Origin of the sequence: Bartonella sp. AP3QHHD (genome assembly GCF_042195765.1) — a bacterium.
Lineage (GTDB): Bacteria > Pseudomonadota > Alphaproteobacteria > Rhizobiales > Rhizobiaceae > Bartonella.
This window is the reverse complement of record NZ_JBHIPC010000080.1, coordinates 19,475-35,955: the sequence shown is the minus strand read 5'-3', so window position 1 is coordinate 35,955 and position 16,481 is coordinate 19,475. Positions and strand designations below refer to the sequence as shown.

Here is a 16,481-nt window from a genome sequence, read left to right as displayed (position 1 = left end):
TCTGCTGTAGAAATTGGCAAAAAATCTGTTCCTGTAGGACTGGAGGAAAAGATAATTGAACTCTATGCTTTAGATCAAGAGAAGGCTTTACTCTTAAGGAAAGAAGCCTATTCTTGTCGAAAAAGCATCATCATAAAGCCTTCTACTCCGTTGCAACGTGAAACTGTTGTTGCGTTTATGAGACTTTTAGATGGCTTACATCAAGAAGCGTTAGCAGACTTCAAAGAAACATTAGAAACATTGTGCGAAGCGTGCTTTATAGAGAAATGTTAAAAATCCTATTCCCTTAACTTTTATCCACGTATCCCGTACTTTTAAAAAGATATATAAAATCAATTATCTATATAGATAAAAAGAGGTCTTGTTATTTCTAGCAAAAGAAACAGCAATAAAATGTGAATAGAGAAAAAACTCAAAACAAATAGCTGATGTCATCAGGAGAACAGGTGTTTGATTGTTTTCTCTAAAGGTTAGAACAATCTAGATTGAAAAAATCTGCTCGTTATTATTTTGCTTTGGAAGTTTTTGTGAGCCATTGCTTACGGTAACGACAAAATCATATAAATATTAGGCGTTTTTTTGATGGTGAGCTGTGCCATCAATATAAGTCTTTCAGGTTAAAATGCCTAACAGTGCAAATAGATTTTACCAGATACATGATTATAGGCAGATATCTTTTTCTAAACGTATTAATGAAGTTCTGTTTCACAAGAGAAGTTATTGTAAGAATTGTTTTTTAAGCTCTTTAAAAAATTGGTTGTTTAAATTTTGTTGTTTAGAAAATTACTATTGCTTTTAGAAGCGAAGATAAAGTTCTTTATGTATTTTTTCTCAAAGAGGATTGGCGTTGGTAGAAAATAGTGGATAACAAAGTTACATGAGGCATTGTATCATTGTTTTTACAAAAACTTTAATAAACAGCAGCAAGGTATTACAATAAAATCTCATAGAAGAGTAAATTAAAGAGAACAATGAACGTGTGACAGTTTTACGATTCTTATTGTTATTGTTCTCACAAGAGGAAGGATCAAACTTATTTTTTTAATATTGATACAAGAGTAATTTTTATTACAAGTGGAGGCGGACAAAATGCACTCCGCAACTGTATTTCGGTGCAAAATTATTCAATATTACCATAAAAGGCGCTCAAGAACACTACGACTAGCAAAAACAATCATCGGAAAATGGCTTTTTACACGAGAAATCTTCCAATAGCTCTGAAACACACACAACAACAATTCTCTCTATCCTTGAGGCAACAGGCAATGTTGATATGGATGTACAATGAGATGCTACGATTATTGCTTCTCATCTGATTTCCGATCAAGATATCAATGTAATGGGAGAAAGTATGACGATTGTTGGCATGACAGACCATCATAGCAGCCATTCACAGACGCGTGAAACAGGTTTTGATGGGAATAGATTTGACTTTGTAAGCAGAATTATTAGCGGTAATGGCTATACCTACGAGACGATACCTGCTGGCAGTAACGTTTGGATAGAATGGTAGAGAGTGGCTACAAATCCCATAAATCCCCATACTTGCCTTGGAGATGCGAGCCAAGCATGTCGGTATGTTCATGGCTCATTCAATCGAGTACAAGTCCCTTTAAGGAGGAAAAAATGAAACAAAGCTTAAAATTATTGAGTTGCATAGCTTTATTAGTTATAATGGGATGCCAGTTTAATAAACCTCCTGAAGAATACTTCACGGTGTGGGAGAAATCAGGAGCAGATCGGTTTGAGGTAAAAAAGCACTTTTAGAATGTGGAATGCCAGCTCCTTATGATGTGTTTCCGGAAAACAGAAATTTAAGCAACAATGCATGGGCAACCATAGAAGCTTGTATGATTCAAGCTGGTTTCCATGATAAATATGATAGGGGGGGCTGGTGTGGAAATCATAAAGCCGAAAACTTGCCGATTTGTCGTCCAGGCGCTGTCATCCCGAGGCGCAGTGTCAAGAAGCGCTTAAACAGCCCTTTTTGTAAAAAGCATCCAGAACAATATGAATGCTATCCTTAAATCTTGCAGCTAGTGATAAGCAACAATCCGCTATCCTTGCCTTCGCTTGGAATGGTGGGATTGTTCCCTCTCTTTCATTATTTAACGGATGAAGAAAAGCAGCATTTGCAAGAAGGTTCTGATGGCAAGGTGCATGTATCCTTTAATGGCATCTTTACTCCACCAGAGGAAGCCGCTGTTTATACAGAGCAACATGCGAAGGATAAAAATAATCCGCTTTATTTTGTTGTGTTCCCAGAAGCTGATTCTGCTATCTCAGAACTTTTGGTCGCGGGTTATCAGAAGTTTATGGAAAATAACTTTTGGGGTTTGACCAATTCCACACAAGAAGCAAAAGATTTGGTGTATAGCCATGGTATTACAGGGTTGGAACTTTATGGACATAGCCGCGGGACAATGACATTGGGGAATATGCTGAATTCTTTCAAACAAGAAGGTGTTCGCGGGATAGCCGATAACACGAATATCAATTTCTATGGACCAGCCTCTAATGTTTTAGTTGCATACGGTCTGTTAGGTTATGTGAGTGATGGCAAACAAACCATTATTGGTTTTGATGGGAATAGATTTGACTTTGTAAGCAGAATTATTGGCGGTAATGGCTATACCTACGGGACACTCCCTGCTGGTAGTAACGTTTGGAAAGAATGGTGGAGAGTGATCATGAATCCCATAAGCTTCCATACTTGTCTTGGAGATGTGGGTTATAAATGCCAAAAGTTTTATGACACATCTCATTTAGAACAAAAGCCTTGAATTAAATCATGGAGTAAAAATGAAACAAACTCTAAAATTATTAAGCGCGATAACTCTATTGAGTATAGCTGGGTGCCAGTTTAATAAAACTCCTCCAGGAGAGATAGCTACGCGGGAGAAACCTGGAGCAGATTTTACTGAGGTAGCAAAAGCATTATTAGAATGTGGTATGCCAACGCCTTATGATGTTGATCCAGAAAGCAGAAAGCTCAGCTACAATGCAATAGCAACCATAGAAGCTTGTATGCTCCAATCAGGTTTCCGTGATAAAGTGGGGGGACTTGGTGCGAGAATCATAGAGCCGAAAACTTGCCCATTTGTCGTCCGGGTGCTGTCATCCCGAGGCACAGTGTTAAGAAGCGCGTGAACAGCCCTTTTTGTAAAAAATATAAAAATGCACCTGAATGCAAACCTTAAGTCTTGCTGTTTGTGACGATCACAATCCCTACCTTCATGTTTCTCATACCCGTACGCGGGGGGCTTAATTCAGCATGTCAATGCTATTTATTTATGGGTACCACAACTGTTGGCGCAATAATATAAAATATCTATTTTGGTTGTAATCAAAATATTGATAATAATTATAAGCATATCGTTGATAGATATATGATTTTAGTAATAATTTTACCGTATTTTTGATATAATAATTATGGCATAATCTTCGGAAAGATAAAATAATATAGGTTGATAATGTTCATCATTGTTTTGGAAATAAAAAACAGCATGTAAAATAATTTATAGATTGTTTCGTAATATCAAAATTACTCAAGGATAGGAAAATGAAGCAGATTTTAAAATTATTAAGCGGGATAACCTTATTTGTTATGGCTGGATGCTACCCTGAGCAGCCTTCTCGAACAGCTGTAGATGCATGGGAAAAATCCGGTACTGATCAGCTTGAGATCAAAAAAGCTTTGTTAGAATGTGGAATACAGCATCTTGATGGTCGTCTTGATACAGAAACAAGTACGGATGAGAAATTCAATGCTGAGGAGTCTGTGAATGCATGTATGATCCAAGCAGGTTTCCAAGATAAATTGGGAAGAATGAAGTGGTGTGAGAAATATAAAAATCTTCCAATTTGTCAGCCTGATGCAGTTATTCCTCAGCGAAGTGTAGAGAGGCGTTTGAATAGTCCTCATTGTCAAGAGCATAAAGAACAACCTGAATGTCAACCTTAAGTATTGAGGCTGCTGTAATCAAAAATCCTTACATTCTTGTTTTTCCATGGGGGGGGGGATTGTTTCTTCAATATCTATATGCTAACAAAAGTCATCTTGCGTGTGAGTAAATATTAGAAGACTTATCAGTCTTTCTATCGTAAATATTGACGGAGGGGGAAATGAAAAAAACATTGAAATTATTGAGTGCTATAATTTTATTAAGCTCTGCTGGGTGTATTAGCAAACCTCCCCCATCGACGTTAGAATTATGGGAAAAGTCTGGTGTCAGTAAGTCTATGGTCCAACAAGCACTGTCAAAATGTGGTTGGAAACCAATCTACGCTTCTTCTAAAAATATGGATTCGCGTGCAAGTGATTTTGCAGCAGTTTATGAGTGCATGACTAAAGCAGGTTATCGGTACAAATTACAAGATTCAAAGGGAATCTATTTTTCATCAACGCCGCGAAGTGATTCATTTTTAGTCAATTTAATGGTAGCAGGGTATCAGCAGGTTATGGACAATGATACTTTTGGTGTAACCAATTCGACAAAACAAGAGCGAGATTTGATGTTACGTTTTGAAAATGATAAAAAGCGCCAGAAAATAAAAAAAGCTTTGTACAAGTGATCATCAACAGTAGAACGTTGATTTTTAAAGCAATAATTAAATAAAAATATTAAACGGGAGAAGAGAGAAATATAGCTCTTTTGTCTCCAATGTAGTTATATTCATCAGCTACGAGATTGGCAATAGTGTTGTGGTCAGATGATGCTAGCGGAGGATAGTGGGTTGTTGTTTAGAGAAATTTATTCAATATAAAGAATGGCAAATAATAGCTTTGCTAAAATATCTGCTTTAACGATAATAAACAGATAGCTTTCATAGAGCTAATTTTGATGAAATTTTATTTTGGTGTTTTTTAAGTTCAGAATGGTGAGTGTTTTACTGTATTTTAGATTTTATCAAAAGATCTAAAATATTACATTTATTAATTCAAATCATTGATGATAGGGTATTAGGAGAAGTTTTTTATTTATTCAAATTTCTTTGTTAGATATTTAACATTTTTAATATAGAAATTGTGTACATTAGCTTATACATTAGTGTGCAATTTCTTGTTTTTTTGTTGTGGTTGAAGAGATGATGCGGTTATAGATTTCGTATATTGTATCTTTTTGTGCTGTGTTTTATTAAAACGTTTTAATCGTTTAATCTTAAAAGTTATTCTCATGTTGTTGTATTTTTATTTTTTTGTGGTGAGATAAATTGAATATTATATCTCTTCAAAATTCGCATTTTTTCACGTTTTTTTAAGATTGGTTTTTGGGCCTTTTGTAATTACAGTTTTCAGCGGTTTTTGAGATGCCTTCTTTAAAGGGATTGTCCTCCTAAATGGTATTTTTAAACTTTTTGTTCTTTCTTTACATAAAACACAAAACATATTATTGAATGCTATGATTTTATCATAAAAAAATAAAATAATTTTGTTTGTTTTGTTCTTATTGTGTTTAATTTGTGGTTTATTTTTTTTCCAGCATTTTTTGTTTTTGTTGAAAAAAGAAAGTTTTGAGAAACAATGATAGTCAAGGTATCTAACAATCACTTGTATTCGTGCTTTTTTACAGCAGCTATTTTTTCTTTTTTGTTAAATATAAATATTGAGGCACATTCTCATTCATATACATCACTGTCATGTGATGAAAACAAATTACCTTACGGATGCAGTGATGGTTCAAAGCATACAATTAGTGATAAAGTATATAAATTCACGGCGCCTGTTAAAGAAAAGAATGGGGAGGGTCGTTCTCTCATGTTACCTGCTGCTATAGTAGTGCAGGAGCCAAATACAGTTATTCAGGCAACGCGTGTAGAGGTTGAAGCTACTGCGGGTATAGAAGATATTTATGGTGTTTTTGTATCACGAGGGGGAAAAATTGTTTTGAGCGATTCAGCTTTTAAAAATGTATCAATAGGTCTTAAAGCTGATAGTGGAATGATTGAGGTTAATCGTGGAACAATTGAGGCTTCTCAGATTGCTGCTTATGCAGAGAAGCGAGGAGCATCTGTTACGTTAACGAATACAAAAATTAAAGTGGAAGGTTTGGGTATCGGTCAAGAGAGTGCTCTTTTCGTTAGTGCTGATGCGGGTATTCAGATGAAAAGTGGATTTATTGATGTGAATGATGCTGCTGCGCTTTATGTGGGGAGAGGGGGGAGTGCGACTTTAGATGGTGTTACCATTGCTTCAAAATATCAAAAAACAGAAGACAAAGAAAATACAAATGAAAAAAGTACACATACAGTTTTCAATGTAAAACATCAGGGTTCTGTTTATGTAAAAAATACGAATATTATTTCTACGGATGTTCATGTTTTAACAGTTGGACAAGATTCTAACACGCCATCCAATAACGGCAGGGAAGGAAATATTTTAATTTCGCGGGTTAATATTGAAGATTCAACAATTAAAGCAATAGGTAACAAACATGGTATGTATTTTGAGAGGGATGGGGAAAATGATGCGTATGAACAGGGGCTTGTCTTTTTGAAAAGGACGATTTTTGAGGTTCCAGATGGGACAGCTGTTCATAGTAATAACAGTCGTAGTTATATTGGAGTAACAGAAGGTACAAAAATTTTTGGTGACTTATTATTAACAGTTGAAAAGGGGGGGAGTGTAGCGATTTTGGCTAATTCTTCTTCATTGATAGGAGGGACTCGTGTTGCCGATGATTCTATTGCTGAGCTTTATTTAACAGGGGGATCAAAATGGTTTTTGACAAAAAGAAGAGAGATCGATTTGCAAGTTGCAAACCGTACAAGTTCGTCTATTTCATTTGTGAAAGTTTCTGATAGTTTTATTGCTTTTGAGACTCCAATGTTTCAGGAGTATCAGACACTTCATATTGGGAAGGGAGAAAAAGAAGTTTATAGTGCGCAAGATAGGGCAGATATTTATCTCAATACGCATCTCAGTAGTGATGGTTTGCTCGATAATAAAAAAACTGATCGGCTTTTAATACATGGTGATGTTTCTGGAAAAACAACAGTTTATGTGCAATTTGTTGCAGGAAATCAGGGTGAGATAGCAACCGGTGAAAATGCTCATAGTATTTCACTTATTCAGGTTTCTGGAAAAGCGGCAGAGGATTCTTTTCAGTTAAATCGTGCTTATATCGCATTAGAGGGTTTGCCTTACCAATATTATCTTCATGCTTATGGTCCAGCTTCTGCTCTTGGAAATGCACAAACTTCTCAAAGATTGGTTGAAGGAGATGGAGATTTTTGGGATTTTCGCCTTGAAAGTAAATATATTCAGCCTGCTTTAGAGGTGTCTGCTATTCCCCCTTCCGAGTTAAAGGTCAGAGAGGTTGTTCCACAAGTTCCAACTTATCTTTTGTTACCAAATGCTTTATTTCATGTTGGGCTCATGGATATTGGTCATCAACAAAAGCAGTTGCAAGCTACGCGGTCTATTCCTCGTAAATTATTAAAAGTTGAAGGGAACTTTGCTTTATCTGTTCACGGTTATGGTGGGAGTTATCGTTATGTCTCAGATCTTTCTATACTTAAATATGGGTACGATGGTCATGTTGATTATAACGCTATAAAAACAGATATTTTGCTCAAAACAATAGAGAGCGCATATAGTACGACATCTTTTGGGATTATGGGAACCTATGGAAAGCTTTCTTTACAACCTCGTAACGTGGAACGAAGCCAAAAGAGTACGTTTAATAAATGGTCATTTACGTCATACGGTAGTGTGGAACACAAAACTGGTTTTTATATAGATGGTCTTTTATCTTATGGTTTGTTTAAAGGGGATGTGCGTAGCCATGTTTGGGGTAAGACGGCGACATTAAAAGCAAATCCTTTGAACGTTTCGTTTTCTGCTGGTAAAACGTTTATGACAGGATATAAAGATCTTATTTTTGATCCGCAACTTCAGCTTATTTATCAACATCTTCAATTTGATAAGTTTCGTGATATTGATGGATTTGATGTTGATATGAAAAAAATGAGTCAATGGTTTGTACGTGTTGGTGGGCGTTTAAGTAAAACATTTACAGCCTCTGATAAGGATCGTATCACTTCTTTTTATGGCAATATTCATCTTGCTCATTGTTTTGGTAAAGAACAATTTGTTCATTTTAAAGATGTTTTTCAGTTGAGTGCTTTCGGTTCTTCCTTAGAAACAGGTTTGGGTATCAATGCGCAGTTTTCTTCTAAAGTTACACTTTACAGTGATCTTAGCTATCAGCATAGGTTAACCAAGGCTGGTTTTTCTGGAGTTCATTTTTCTGGTGGTTTGGGCTATCATTTTTAATAAATCTTTTAAAAAAATAATAAATGTTATTTTCAAAGTCTTGTTCTACTATCGGAATTAAAACCATTGTTTGTGCAGAATTTTAGTTGCTTCTTTTAATAATGATATCATGTGTTTTAATAAATATGAAAATATCGTGTTGATTTATTTTTATCTACTATAGCATTTTTCAAATGCTTTAAAAAATTTGTTCATCTGATAAACAGATTTAAAATGAGAAAATCCTACGATATCGGCGTTCTCATTCAATATGAATAACGATAAATTATCATTATAAATCAGTATTTTGCCATATGATGCTTAAGGTATCATCGAGCCATTTATGGTAATTGCGTGCTTCTTCGTTTGAGTTATGAACAGAGAAAATAAAACCAGGATATCCACCAAATGCTGGTGGAGGTGGTGAAATGTGATTGGTTTCAAAAAAAATGATAGTTCTGGCGGTTTGAGGATGCTGTGCAACCTTATCTAGACCTGAAAATCCAGAAAACCGTCCATACCCATGAAGAGGAATAATATAATTTGCCGCCACTTTTTCAGTTGGGAGTATATCGGGAAGGTCTGGGGTTTGTTCAGCTAAAGCGGCATTCATACATAGTTTTGCAAATGAAATTCCTGTACCTTGCTCAACAATAAAATGGGAAACACCTGATCCACCTATACGAGCGCCTATCTCAATGATATAAGGTAAATTATTAGTATCTAGGCGTAGCTCTACATGGGCAGCTCCCATATTTATACCAAGAGCTTTAACTCCAGAGCATGCAGCCTCACATAAAGCAATAATTAAAGGATCATCTATATCACAGCGTTGACGATAAATTGTTTCTTCAAACCATGGTCCCTCAGGCTGTCCCTTGTCTCCAACGGATAGAACGTGTACACCTGCTGTATCAACAAAGCATTCTACGACAAACTCTTTTCCTGACAAATACTGTTCTACGACTAAACCTACAGGTTTATTTTTATCATTAAAACGTGCCATGTCTTTATGCTGAACATTCCATACGGCTTTAATGAGATCAGGAAGTTCGGTGGAATTTTTAGCTAACATGACGCCTGCACTTGCCCATCCAGAGACGGGTTTAATAACGAGTGGACAGTCTAAGGCATGTACTTGTGATAGGTCTTCTGGATTATCTATATAAAAGAATCCTGGTGTTCTTAAGCCTGCTTTAGCAAAAGCTTGACGCATGAGATATTTATTTCTGGTTAATGCTGCTACTTCTGGTTCAATACTTGGAGTATTGATTTTTTTTGCAGCCAAAGCTGTCCATAGAATGGCTTCTTCGCGAAGGGTCATAACCCCAGCAATATTGCGTTCTTTTGCTCCTGTTGCAAAAGTGTCTAGAGCTAGCTCTGGGTTATCAAAAACAGGAAGTTGCCAAGTTGAAGTGACTGCTGCGGGGTGTTGAGTGGGAGCGCTTTCAGCGGTATCATAGATCATTACTAATTCGATATTAGCTGCTTGTGCTGCTTCAAATATAAATGGTAATTTTGCATTGCGCTGGCAAACTAACGCGAGTTTTTTCATTTTGTTTCCTTATTAAATTTGGAGTTTTGAGAATGGCGTTTATGTTGCCATGTAGATACCTTTGATGCATCTATAAATAAGAGTGTCATCCCTATAACAACTACAATCATAGCAATTATTTTGATAATGTTGAGAGAAGGGCTCGAGTCGATTATCCATTCACATGCAACCACTGCAAAAGGGGATAATACGCCGATAGTGTTGGCGTATAATACGCCTCCTTCGGCTAAAACTTTTTAGTATAATACGTAAACTGGTGCCGAGCAAACAGTTCCTAAAATCAATATTTTAAATATATCTTCTAACTTAAGATATAAGAGTGGGGCAGGATCAAAAATAAATAATGGCATAAATGATGCTGCAGAAATTGTCGTGATCCAAGCCAGTGAGGTGAGCAAAGGTAAATTTTTAAGATAACGTTTAGACAATAAGCCATAAGCAGAGTAAGAAAGGGCTGCTGTTAAAGCAAGAGCTATTCCTATTAGGCTGTATCCACCTTCTCCATTGTTTATATTGAATGCCACAGCTGCTACACTGACAATTATCACTCCACTAAGCTTCAGCCATGAGAATTTAAGGACATTTGTCAATGCACCTAATATATAAGTAATTCCTGGAATAGTAGCGAGCACCATGGTTAAATCACTGGCTTTGAGTGATTTTAATGCACCAAAGCTGCATACAAAATACAGCGAGAATCCTAATACTGATAGAATTAAAAAAGAAGGTATCATGGAAAGCAATGGTAGGGATCTGAAAACAGCTTTCTCACGAAATACTGCAATCAGCCATAAGGTGGCAGCGGTGGCAAACAACCTAAGTCCAACCGCATGCATGACGGGTATATTGCTAACCAAATTCTTAGATAATAACCAACTTATGGAAAACAATGCTAGAATGGCAAAAGTAAATAATAGTAATCGTCCTTTTATAAAACTCAATGATTTAATCCTCTAATCACTCGCTGTGCATAAGATGATGTTGAAAAATTAAATCGTGACTTTGAGGTCTGTGGTTTTCCAAGATTATTTTGGATATAATCTTTAGCTCCTGCCAAATAAGCGTCATCATCTAATGCTTCAAGTGCTTCTATATCTGCTATCATCAATATTATTACTTTTTCAAGACACTCCAAATCAAATTGAAGATAACCTTGATTTGTTTCAATCAATGCTTTGTTCCGCATCAATATTTCAAAAAGCAAGATCCCTGTACCAGCATCGAATGTCATATGCTGATCAGAATCTTTTGGATAACGGAATATGCGTTCTAATAGGACAAATTCAGTTATTTCTTTCCAAAATTTTGGATGATTTTGTAGCATAATACGCACTGTAATTAAATCAACTTTAGTTTCTTCTAGAAGACCAGTGAACCAATTTAATTTTATATATAGATTTTTATCCAATGGCCGCGGTCCAGTATGATGTGCATAGTCATGATAATAGCCCCACAAACAGCGAGCATCGTAAATGTCTTCTTTAGATAAGTTTCGACTATGCAATTGACCGAATAGGAATTTACTATCACGGCCGAGTAAACGTTCAGCTTCCACAATTGTTTGCTTATTGTAAATATCAAAGAATTTACTGAAAAAAACAAAGCAAATGCTTGCTTAACAATTTTTTGAGCAGTTGCTACAGATTCTGGGAATAGAACAATGCAATTGCCTTCTAAAAAACCTCTTGATGCTATTCCCATTTTTATACATTGAAAAGGTGACAGATAATTATTTGTATATTTTGAGGCGTCAGCAAGATAGGCCGTTTCATGACGATATCCTGTAACTAATTCCAGCCGGAATCCTTCTGGATCAGGTCCATTTGTTGCACGCATTGGAGCCAAGAAAAACAAGGGAGCATCTGGTAATGGGGCTTTGAAAGCAGCCAAAGTGTTATCAAATTGAGGAGGGGTCGTTAAACCGCTGATCATCCACTGATGAAGATCATCAGAAATGGTCGCTAAAAGTTTTGGAGATAATCCGTCAAGAATATTAGCATGGTGGTTCAGCAGAGTGATCAATTCATTGATCATATTATTATCTGCTGAAGTTGGTTCTTTAATGCTCCCATCTCGTTCTTGGCGCATACGGAATTTGTCAACTAAGTTAACAATGGAAAGAAGCGCTTCAGATTTTTTCATGATTAGTTGACTTTAGTGAGTGGAGCAAAAAGGCCATTGGCACTTGTCCAAAATTTTCGACAATACTCAGCCTATAGCGATTTGCCGCAACCGATGTTGTGATACAAGCATCGGCTTTTTCAGCCTTACAAAGAAACGGCTGCATCAGCATTGCTGTTGGCAAATACTTTGTCATATTGATGAGCTACCAGAGATTGCGGGGCAGGATGAGTCGCTACGGTTTTAATTTCATCAATGTTATTGCGTTTAGCTAAAACCATAGAGTGAGTAGGCATGATAAAGCTGTCAAATAATTGCATATCACCTAAACGGGTAAATATGAGTGTATGCAAATCAGGGTAAGCAGCACAGCTTAAGAGATATCCATCCTTTTTCTGAGCAAATTCATTAAATGCTTCTTCAAGAGTTGCGTATAAGATAATACGGGATCTCGAGTCAGTGAACAAAACACTTCTATTGTGATTGTCAAGCCACCACTGTGCTGCTGCTGCACAGTTAGTATCTGCAGGGCCAAGTGTATAGATAAAAGTATTATTTTCAGATTGCATGATCTCTATTCTTTATAATTATATGACTAAATTTAAACTATTGTAATATGTAGAGTATATCAAGCACAATGCGTTAAGTAATTTAGTGCTTTATAAAATAATGTATATATGAAAGAAAATTTACAATTATAATTTTGTCTGTTCATTATTCTATCATGCCGTAAAACATTGTCTTTTAGGGGAGTAATTGAGCAGAAAAATTCTATGCAGGGTATTTATTGGATATGTTAGAGAATTATTGGAATGGTTAAGCGAAGGTGAATGACACGTAAACCGTACTGCTCTATCATTTTTTGGATGAGCAGCGTTTTTGAATCTGTTCATATTGATAATACTATTATAGGTGAATAATAAGCAAATTGGTAAGGCGTGAACATCTTTGCCATAAAACTCAATATATTTAACGTCTTAATTAAGATAATACTTTTAAAAATTGTTTTACTATTATGATTGTATTAAATATATAAAAGGCAATCATCATTGTCTTGTTTGTAAAAGAAACATGAAATATAACTCTTAAGTTAGATTGAGATTGGCAAGATTTTTTTCTTCTTTGGAATCGTTAAGAAGGTCAGATTAAACCTTATTGAAGCTACAGAACCTAAAGAAACAGTCGCTTTCTTGAAAAAATCAGAGGTAAACAAATATGCGTGAGATTTTGGATCATTTTGATATGCCATTGAATAAAAAGAGTTCTGTTCAAAAGATTCAAAATCTTTCATTCCAATCACACCCAAAACGGTTTTATAAGCAAGTGAAGATCGCTTGTGAGGAGGGCGGCTTTACGATTTTGTTGGATGAACGTCCTGTAAAAACGCCCGCAAGGCGTCATTTTCATGTGCCAACAGAAGTGTTTGCTGAATACGTTGCTCAGGAATTTGAGAACCAAAAGCACGTTGTTGATCCTGCAAAAATGCCGATGACGCGTTTGGTTAATACTGTTATTGATGGTATCGCTGATGATATGCAGGCGGTTTTTGAAGATTTATTGCGTTTCGTTGCATGTGATATGATCTTTTATCGTGCACAGACACCTAAAGAGTTGGTGCAAAAACAATCTGAACAATGGGATCCTTTATTAGATTGGGCAGAAAAAAAACTGGGTGCGCGGTTTTATTTGACAGAAGGGCTGATGCATGTGGAACAATCACCAGAAGCACTTCAAGCTGTGAGTCATTATTTACGTAGAGTTGAGTCTGCTTATATACTTGCGGCACTTCATATGATGACAACATTAACGGGATCTGCTCTCATTGCTCTTGCTGTTGCTGCGGGAAACATTGATGCTGATCATGCTTGGTCTATTGCCCATTTAGATGAAGATTGGATGATGGAGCAATGGGGAACGGATAAAGACACAATAGCACGCCGTGCTCATAAAAAAGTTGAATTTAATGCTGCTGCTACAATTGTTACAACTTGTTTATAGGGGAAAATCTTTTATTTACGTGCATTCTTTTCGCTCAGAGTATTTTTGTGACTTTTTGAGGATTGGTTTTTACTTTATCAAGTCCAGGAAATAGTTCATTGGTTATGGTTAAGAGCGCTTCGTCATTGCCACGGATAAAATACCATTGGTTATCGTGAAGTAGGGCAATAATTTCAGTTTGAATAGAGCATTTTTTTCCAGCATTTGTTGTGGTTACAAGCTCCACGGGTATAACAAAATAAGGGGTACCATTATCAAGGGTACCTTCACGTTTTTGTTTTTGATCAATGTTGATCGTTTCAATCTTGTAACTTTCTGCCAACCGTTCTATTTGGCTTTTCATGATTTGTAGAAATTGTGATTGATTAAGATTTTTTTTGGCGGTTAAGCGGTTGATGACTTGGGGAGGAATAGCATTTAAGATGGCATTTGCATCGGCATTTTTAAGTGCTTTACTATAAGCAGATGTTGCTTTCTCAAGAGTTGTAAGTTTTTGGTTGGTTATTGTATGTGCTTTAGTTGTTGATGTGATAAAGACAATGCATAAAAGAACGGGAACGAGAAAACAAATTCGCGGCATTAGAAACCTTTGTTAATTCATTTGAAGAGATTCAACACATTATAAAGGAAAAGCGGACGAGCAAAAAGCCTCTTGCGCTTTTGCATGAGAAGAATATCCACAAAAATGGAGGCAAAAGCCTCCATTTTTAAAATCAAAAGAATGCGTATTGATTGTTTAAACAGAATAGTACATATCAAATTCAACAGGATGGGGTGTTGTTTCGTAACGCAAGACTTCTTGCATCTTTACTTGAATGAAGGAATTAATCTGATCATCATCAAAAACGTCGCCAGCTTTAAGAAAGCCACGATCTTTGTCAAGTGCTTCAAGCGCTTCACGCAGGCTTCCTGAAACAGTAGGGATTTCTTTAAGTTCCTTTAAGGGAAGATCATAAAGATCTTTATCCATAGCATGTCCGGGATGAATTTTGTTTTTGATACCGTCAAGACCAGCCATTAAAAGGGCTGCAAATGCCAAATAGGGATTTGCTGTTGGGTCTGGAAAACGAACTTCTACGCGTTTTGAATTTGGTGAGGAGCTCATAGGAATACGGCAAGATGCAGAACGATTACGTGCTGAATAGGCAAGAAGAACAGGAGCTTCATAACCAGGAACCAAACGTTTATAGGAGTTTGTGGATGGGTTGGTAAAAGCATTTATTGCTTTTGCGTGCTTAATAACACCACCGATAAAAAACAGACAGGTTTCTGATAGTCCGGCATATTCATTTCCTGCAAAAATGGGTTTACCATCTTTCCAAATGGAAATGTGGACATGCATTCCAGAGCCGTTATCACCAAAAACTGGTTTTGGCATGAAGGTTGCTGTTTTCCCATAGCTGTTTGCTATTTGATGTACAACATATTTAAAAATTTGCATCTTGTCAGCCTCGCGAACAAGTGTATCAAAACGAATACCCAATTCATGTTGTCCTGCTGCTACTTCGTGATGGTGTTTTTCGACCTGTACGCCCATATCCTTGAGTGCTGTGAGCATTTCAGAACGCATATCTTGGCAGGAGTCAATCGGCGGAACAGGAAGGTAGCCTCCCTTTATTCGTGGGCGATGCCCTAGATTTCCTGTTTCATATTCCGTATCATCATTAGAGGGAAGTTCACTTGAATCGAGTTTAAACCCTGTGTTGTAAGGGTCCGTTTTATAGCGTACATCATCAAAGATAAAAAACTCAGCTTCTGGACCCACATTGATTGTATCTCCAATGTTTAAAGATTTCATATAAACCTCAGCCCTTTTGGCGATAGAACGAGGATCTCTACGATAAAACTCACCAGAGACAGGATCAAGTACATCACAAAATATGACCAAAGTAGATTGAGCAAAAAAAGGATCAATATGTGCTGTTGCTGGATCTGGCATTAAAATCATGTCAGATTCATTAATTGTTTTCCAACCAGCAATTGAAGAACCATCAAACATGACACCATCACTAAAAGTATCCTCGCTGATCTCTGCGATATCCATTGTAATATGATGCAATTTTCCTCGTGGATCAGTGAAACGTAAATCAACAAAACGGATTTCGTTGTCTGTAATCTGTTTGATAATATCTGATGCGGTTGTCATATTCAATTTCCTTAATATGGCGTTGAGGTGGATAAAAAAGTGAATTTTCTCGTTATTTATTAAAGGGCATCGATACCGGTTTCGTCCGTGCCTATACGAATTGCATCATCAATGGAAAAGACAAATATCTTTCCATCCCCTATATGTTTGGTTTGAGCTGCTTTACGTATTGCATCAACAGTTTGTTCCAGTTTTTCATCGGACACAACAATTTCAATCTTTACTTTAGGTAGAAAGTCAACAACATATTTCGTACCACGATAAAGTTCTGTATGTTCCCTTTGACGACCAAAACCTTTCGCTTCTGTTACTGTAATACCATGTAACCCAATTTTTTGAAGCGCTTCTTTCACTTCATCAAGTTTGAAAGGTTTTATAATGGCTTCAATTTTTTTCATGCTGAA

The 16,481-nt window shown here is 36.4% G+C and carries 15 protein-coding genes and 2 pseudogenes; 9 read left to right on the top strand and 8 right to left on the bottom strand.

Annotated elements, in window-relative coordinates; genetic code table 11:
- From ACFIL7_RS04795 to ACFIL7_RS04760, 8 genes and pseudogenes are all read left to right on the top strand, one after another.
- A partial coding sequence (locus ACFIL7_RS04795) for an XRE family transcriptional regulator (RefSeq protein WP_375683406.1) occupies positions 1–273 on the top strand: 273 nt, incomplete at its 5' end.
- Between the two features lie 1,078 nt (positions 274–1,351).
- Positions 1,352–1,513: a hypothetical protein gene (locus ACFIL7_RS04790; protein ID WP_375617748.1), complete on the top strand. Its 162-nt coding sequence runs from the start codon at positions 1,352–1,354 to the stop codon at positions 1,511–1,513.
- Between the two features lie 113 nt (positions 1,514–1,626).
- Positions 1,627–2,027 (top strand): annotated as a pseudogene (locus ACFIL7_RS04785) (hypothetical protein).
- Between the two features lie 51 nt (positions 2,028–2,078).
- A complete protein-coding gene (locus ACFIL7_RS04780; RefSeq protein ID WP_375683407.1) occupies positions 2,079–2,783 on the top strand; it encodes a filamentous hemagglutinin in 705 nt (234 codons plus the stop codon).
- Positions 2,784–2,802: 19 nt separating this feature from the next.
- Positions 2,803–3,200, top strand: a pseudogene (locus ACFIL7_RS04775) (hypothetical protein).
- A gap of 362 nt (positions 3,201–3,562) precedes the next feature.
- Positions 3,563–3,964: a hypothetical protein gene (locus ACFIL7_RS04770; protein ID WP_375633850.1), complete on the top strand. Its 402-nt coding sequence runs from the start codon at positions 3,563–3,565 to the stop codon at positions 3,962–3,964.
- A gap of 161 nt (positions 3,965–4,125) precedes the next feature.
- Positions 4,126–4,575, top strand: a complete 450-nt coding sequence (locus tag ACFIL7_RS04765) for a hypothetical protein (RefSeq protein WP_375633849.1) — start codon at positions 4,126–4,128, stop codon at positions 4,573–4,575.
- 949 nt (positions 4,576–5,524) lie between these two features.
- Positions 5,525–8,278 carry an autotransporter outer membrane beta-barrel domain-containing protein gene (locus ACFIL7_RS04760; protein WP_375683405.1) on the top strand — a complete coding sequence of 918 codons (2,754 nt, stop codon included), beginning with the start codon at positions 5,525–5,527 and terminating at the stop codon, positions 8,276–8,278.
- A gap of 271 nt (positions 8,279–8,549) precedes the next feature.
- Here the strand turns inward: ACFIL7_RS04760 and ACFIL7_RS04755 are convergent, their stop codons facing one another.
- From ACFIL7_RS04755 to ACFIL7_RS04735, 5 genes are all read right to left on the bottom strand, one after another.
- Positions 8,550–9,812 (bottom strand): acetyl-CoA carboxylase biotin carboxylase subunit family protein, encoded by a 1,263-nt coding sequence (locus tag ACFIL7_RS04755; protein WP_375636820.1) that lies wholly within the window; start codon positions 9,810–9,812, stop codon positions 8,550–8,552.
- A 236-nt stretch (positions 9,813–10,048) separates the two neighbouring features.
- Positions 10,049–10,753 carry a DMT family transporter gene (locus ACFIL7_RS04750; RefSeq protein WP_375676885.1) on the bottom strand — a complete coding sequence of 235 codons (705 nt, stop codon included), beginning with the start codon at positions 10,751–10,753 and terminating at the stop codon, positions 10,049–10,051.
- Entirely contained in the window at positions 10,750–11,220 is a 471-nt protein-coding gene (locus ACFIL7_RS04745; RefSeq protein ID WP_375633846.1) for a hypothetical protein, read from the bottom strand. Before ACFIL7_RS04745 ends, ACFIL7_RS04750 begins: the two co-directional genes overlap by 4 nt.
- On the bottom strand, positions 11,199–11,954 hold the full coding sequence (locus tag ACFIL7_RS04740) for a DUF6421 family protein (RefSeq protein ID WP_375634452.1): 756 nt from the start codon (positions 11,952–11,954) through the stop codon (positions 11,199–11,201). The genes ACFIL7_RS04745 and ACFIL7_RS04740 overlap by 22 nt, the downstream gene beginning before the upstream one ends.
- Positions 11,955–12,079: 125 nt before the next feature.
- Positions 12,080–12,502, bottom strand: coding sequence for a hypothetical protein (locus ACFIL7_RS04735; RefSeq protein ID WP_375634453.1), 423 nt, complete (start codon positions 12,500–12,502; stop codon positions 12,080–12,082).
- 646 nt (positions 12,503–13,148) lie between these two features.
- On the opposite strand from ACFIL7_RS04735, the gene ACFIL7_RS04730 reads away from it, so the two are divergent.
- Positions 13,149–13,931, top strand: a complete 783-nt coding sequence (locus ACFIL7_RS04730; protein ID WP_375643021.1) for an ATP12 family chaperone protein — start codon at positions 13,149–13,151, stop codon at positions 13,929–13,931.
- Positions 13,932–13,965: 34 nt separating this feature from the next.
- Here the strand turns inward: ACFIL7_RS04730 and ACFIL7_RS04725 are convergent, their stop codons facing one another.
- The 3 genes from ACFIL7_RS04725 to ACFIL7_RS04715 form a co-directional block, all read right to left on the bottom strand.
- The gene (locus tag ACFIL7_RS04725; RefSeq protein ID WP_375621407.1) at positions 13,966–14,511 is read right to left on the bottom strand and encodes a hypothetical protein; all 546 of its coding nucleotides are present in this window, start codon (positions 14,509–14,511) and stop codon (positions 13,966–13,968) included.
- 156 nt (positions 14,512–14,667) lie between these two features.
- Positions 14,668–16,077 (bottom strand): type I glutamate--ammonia ligase, encoded by a 1,410-nt coding sequence (gene glnA, locus ACFIL7_RS04720; protein WP_375634454.1) that lies wholly within the window; start codon positions 16,075–16,077, stop codon positions 14,668–14,670.
- 59 nt (positions 16,078–16,136) lie between these two features.
- A complete protein-coding gene (locus ACFIL7_RS04715; protein WP_015856528.1) occupies positions 16,137–16,475 on the bottom strand; it encodes a P-II family nitrogen regulator in 339 nt (112 codons plus the stop codon).
- Positions 16,476–16,481: the final 6 nt, after the last annotated feature.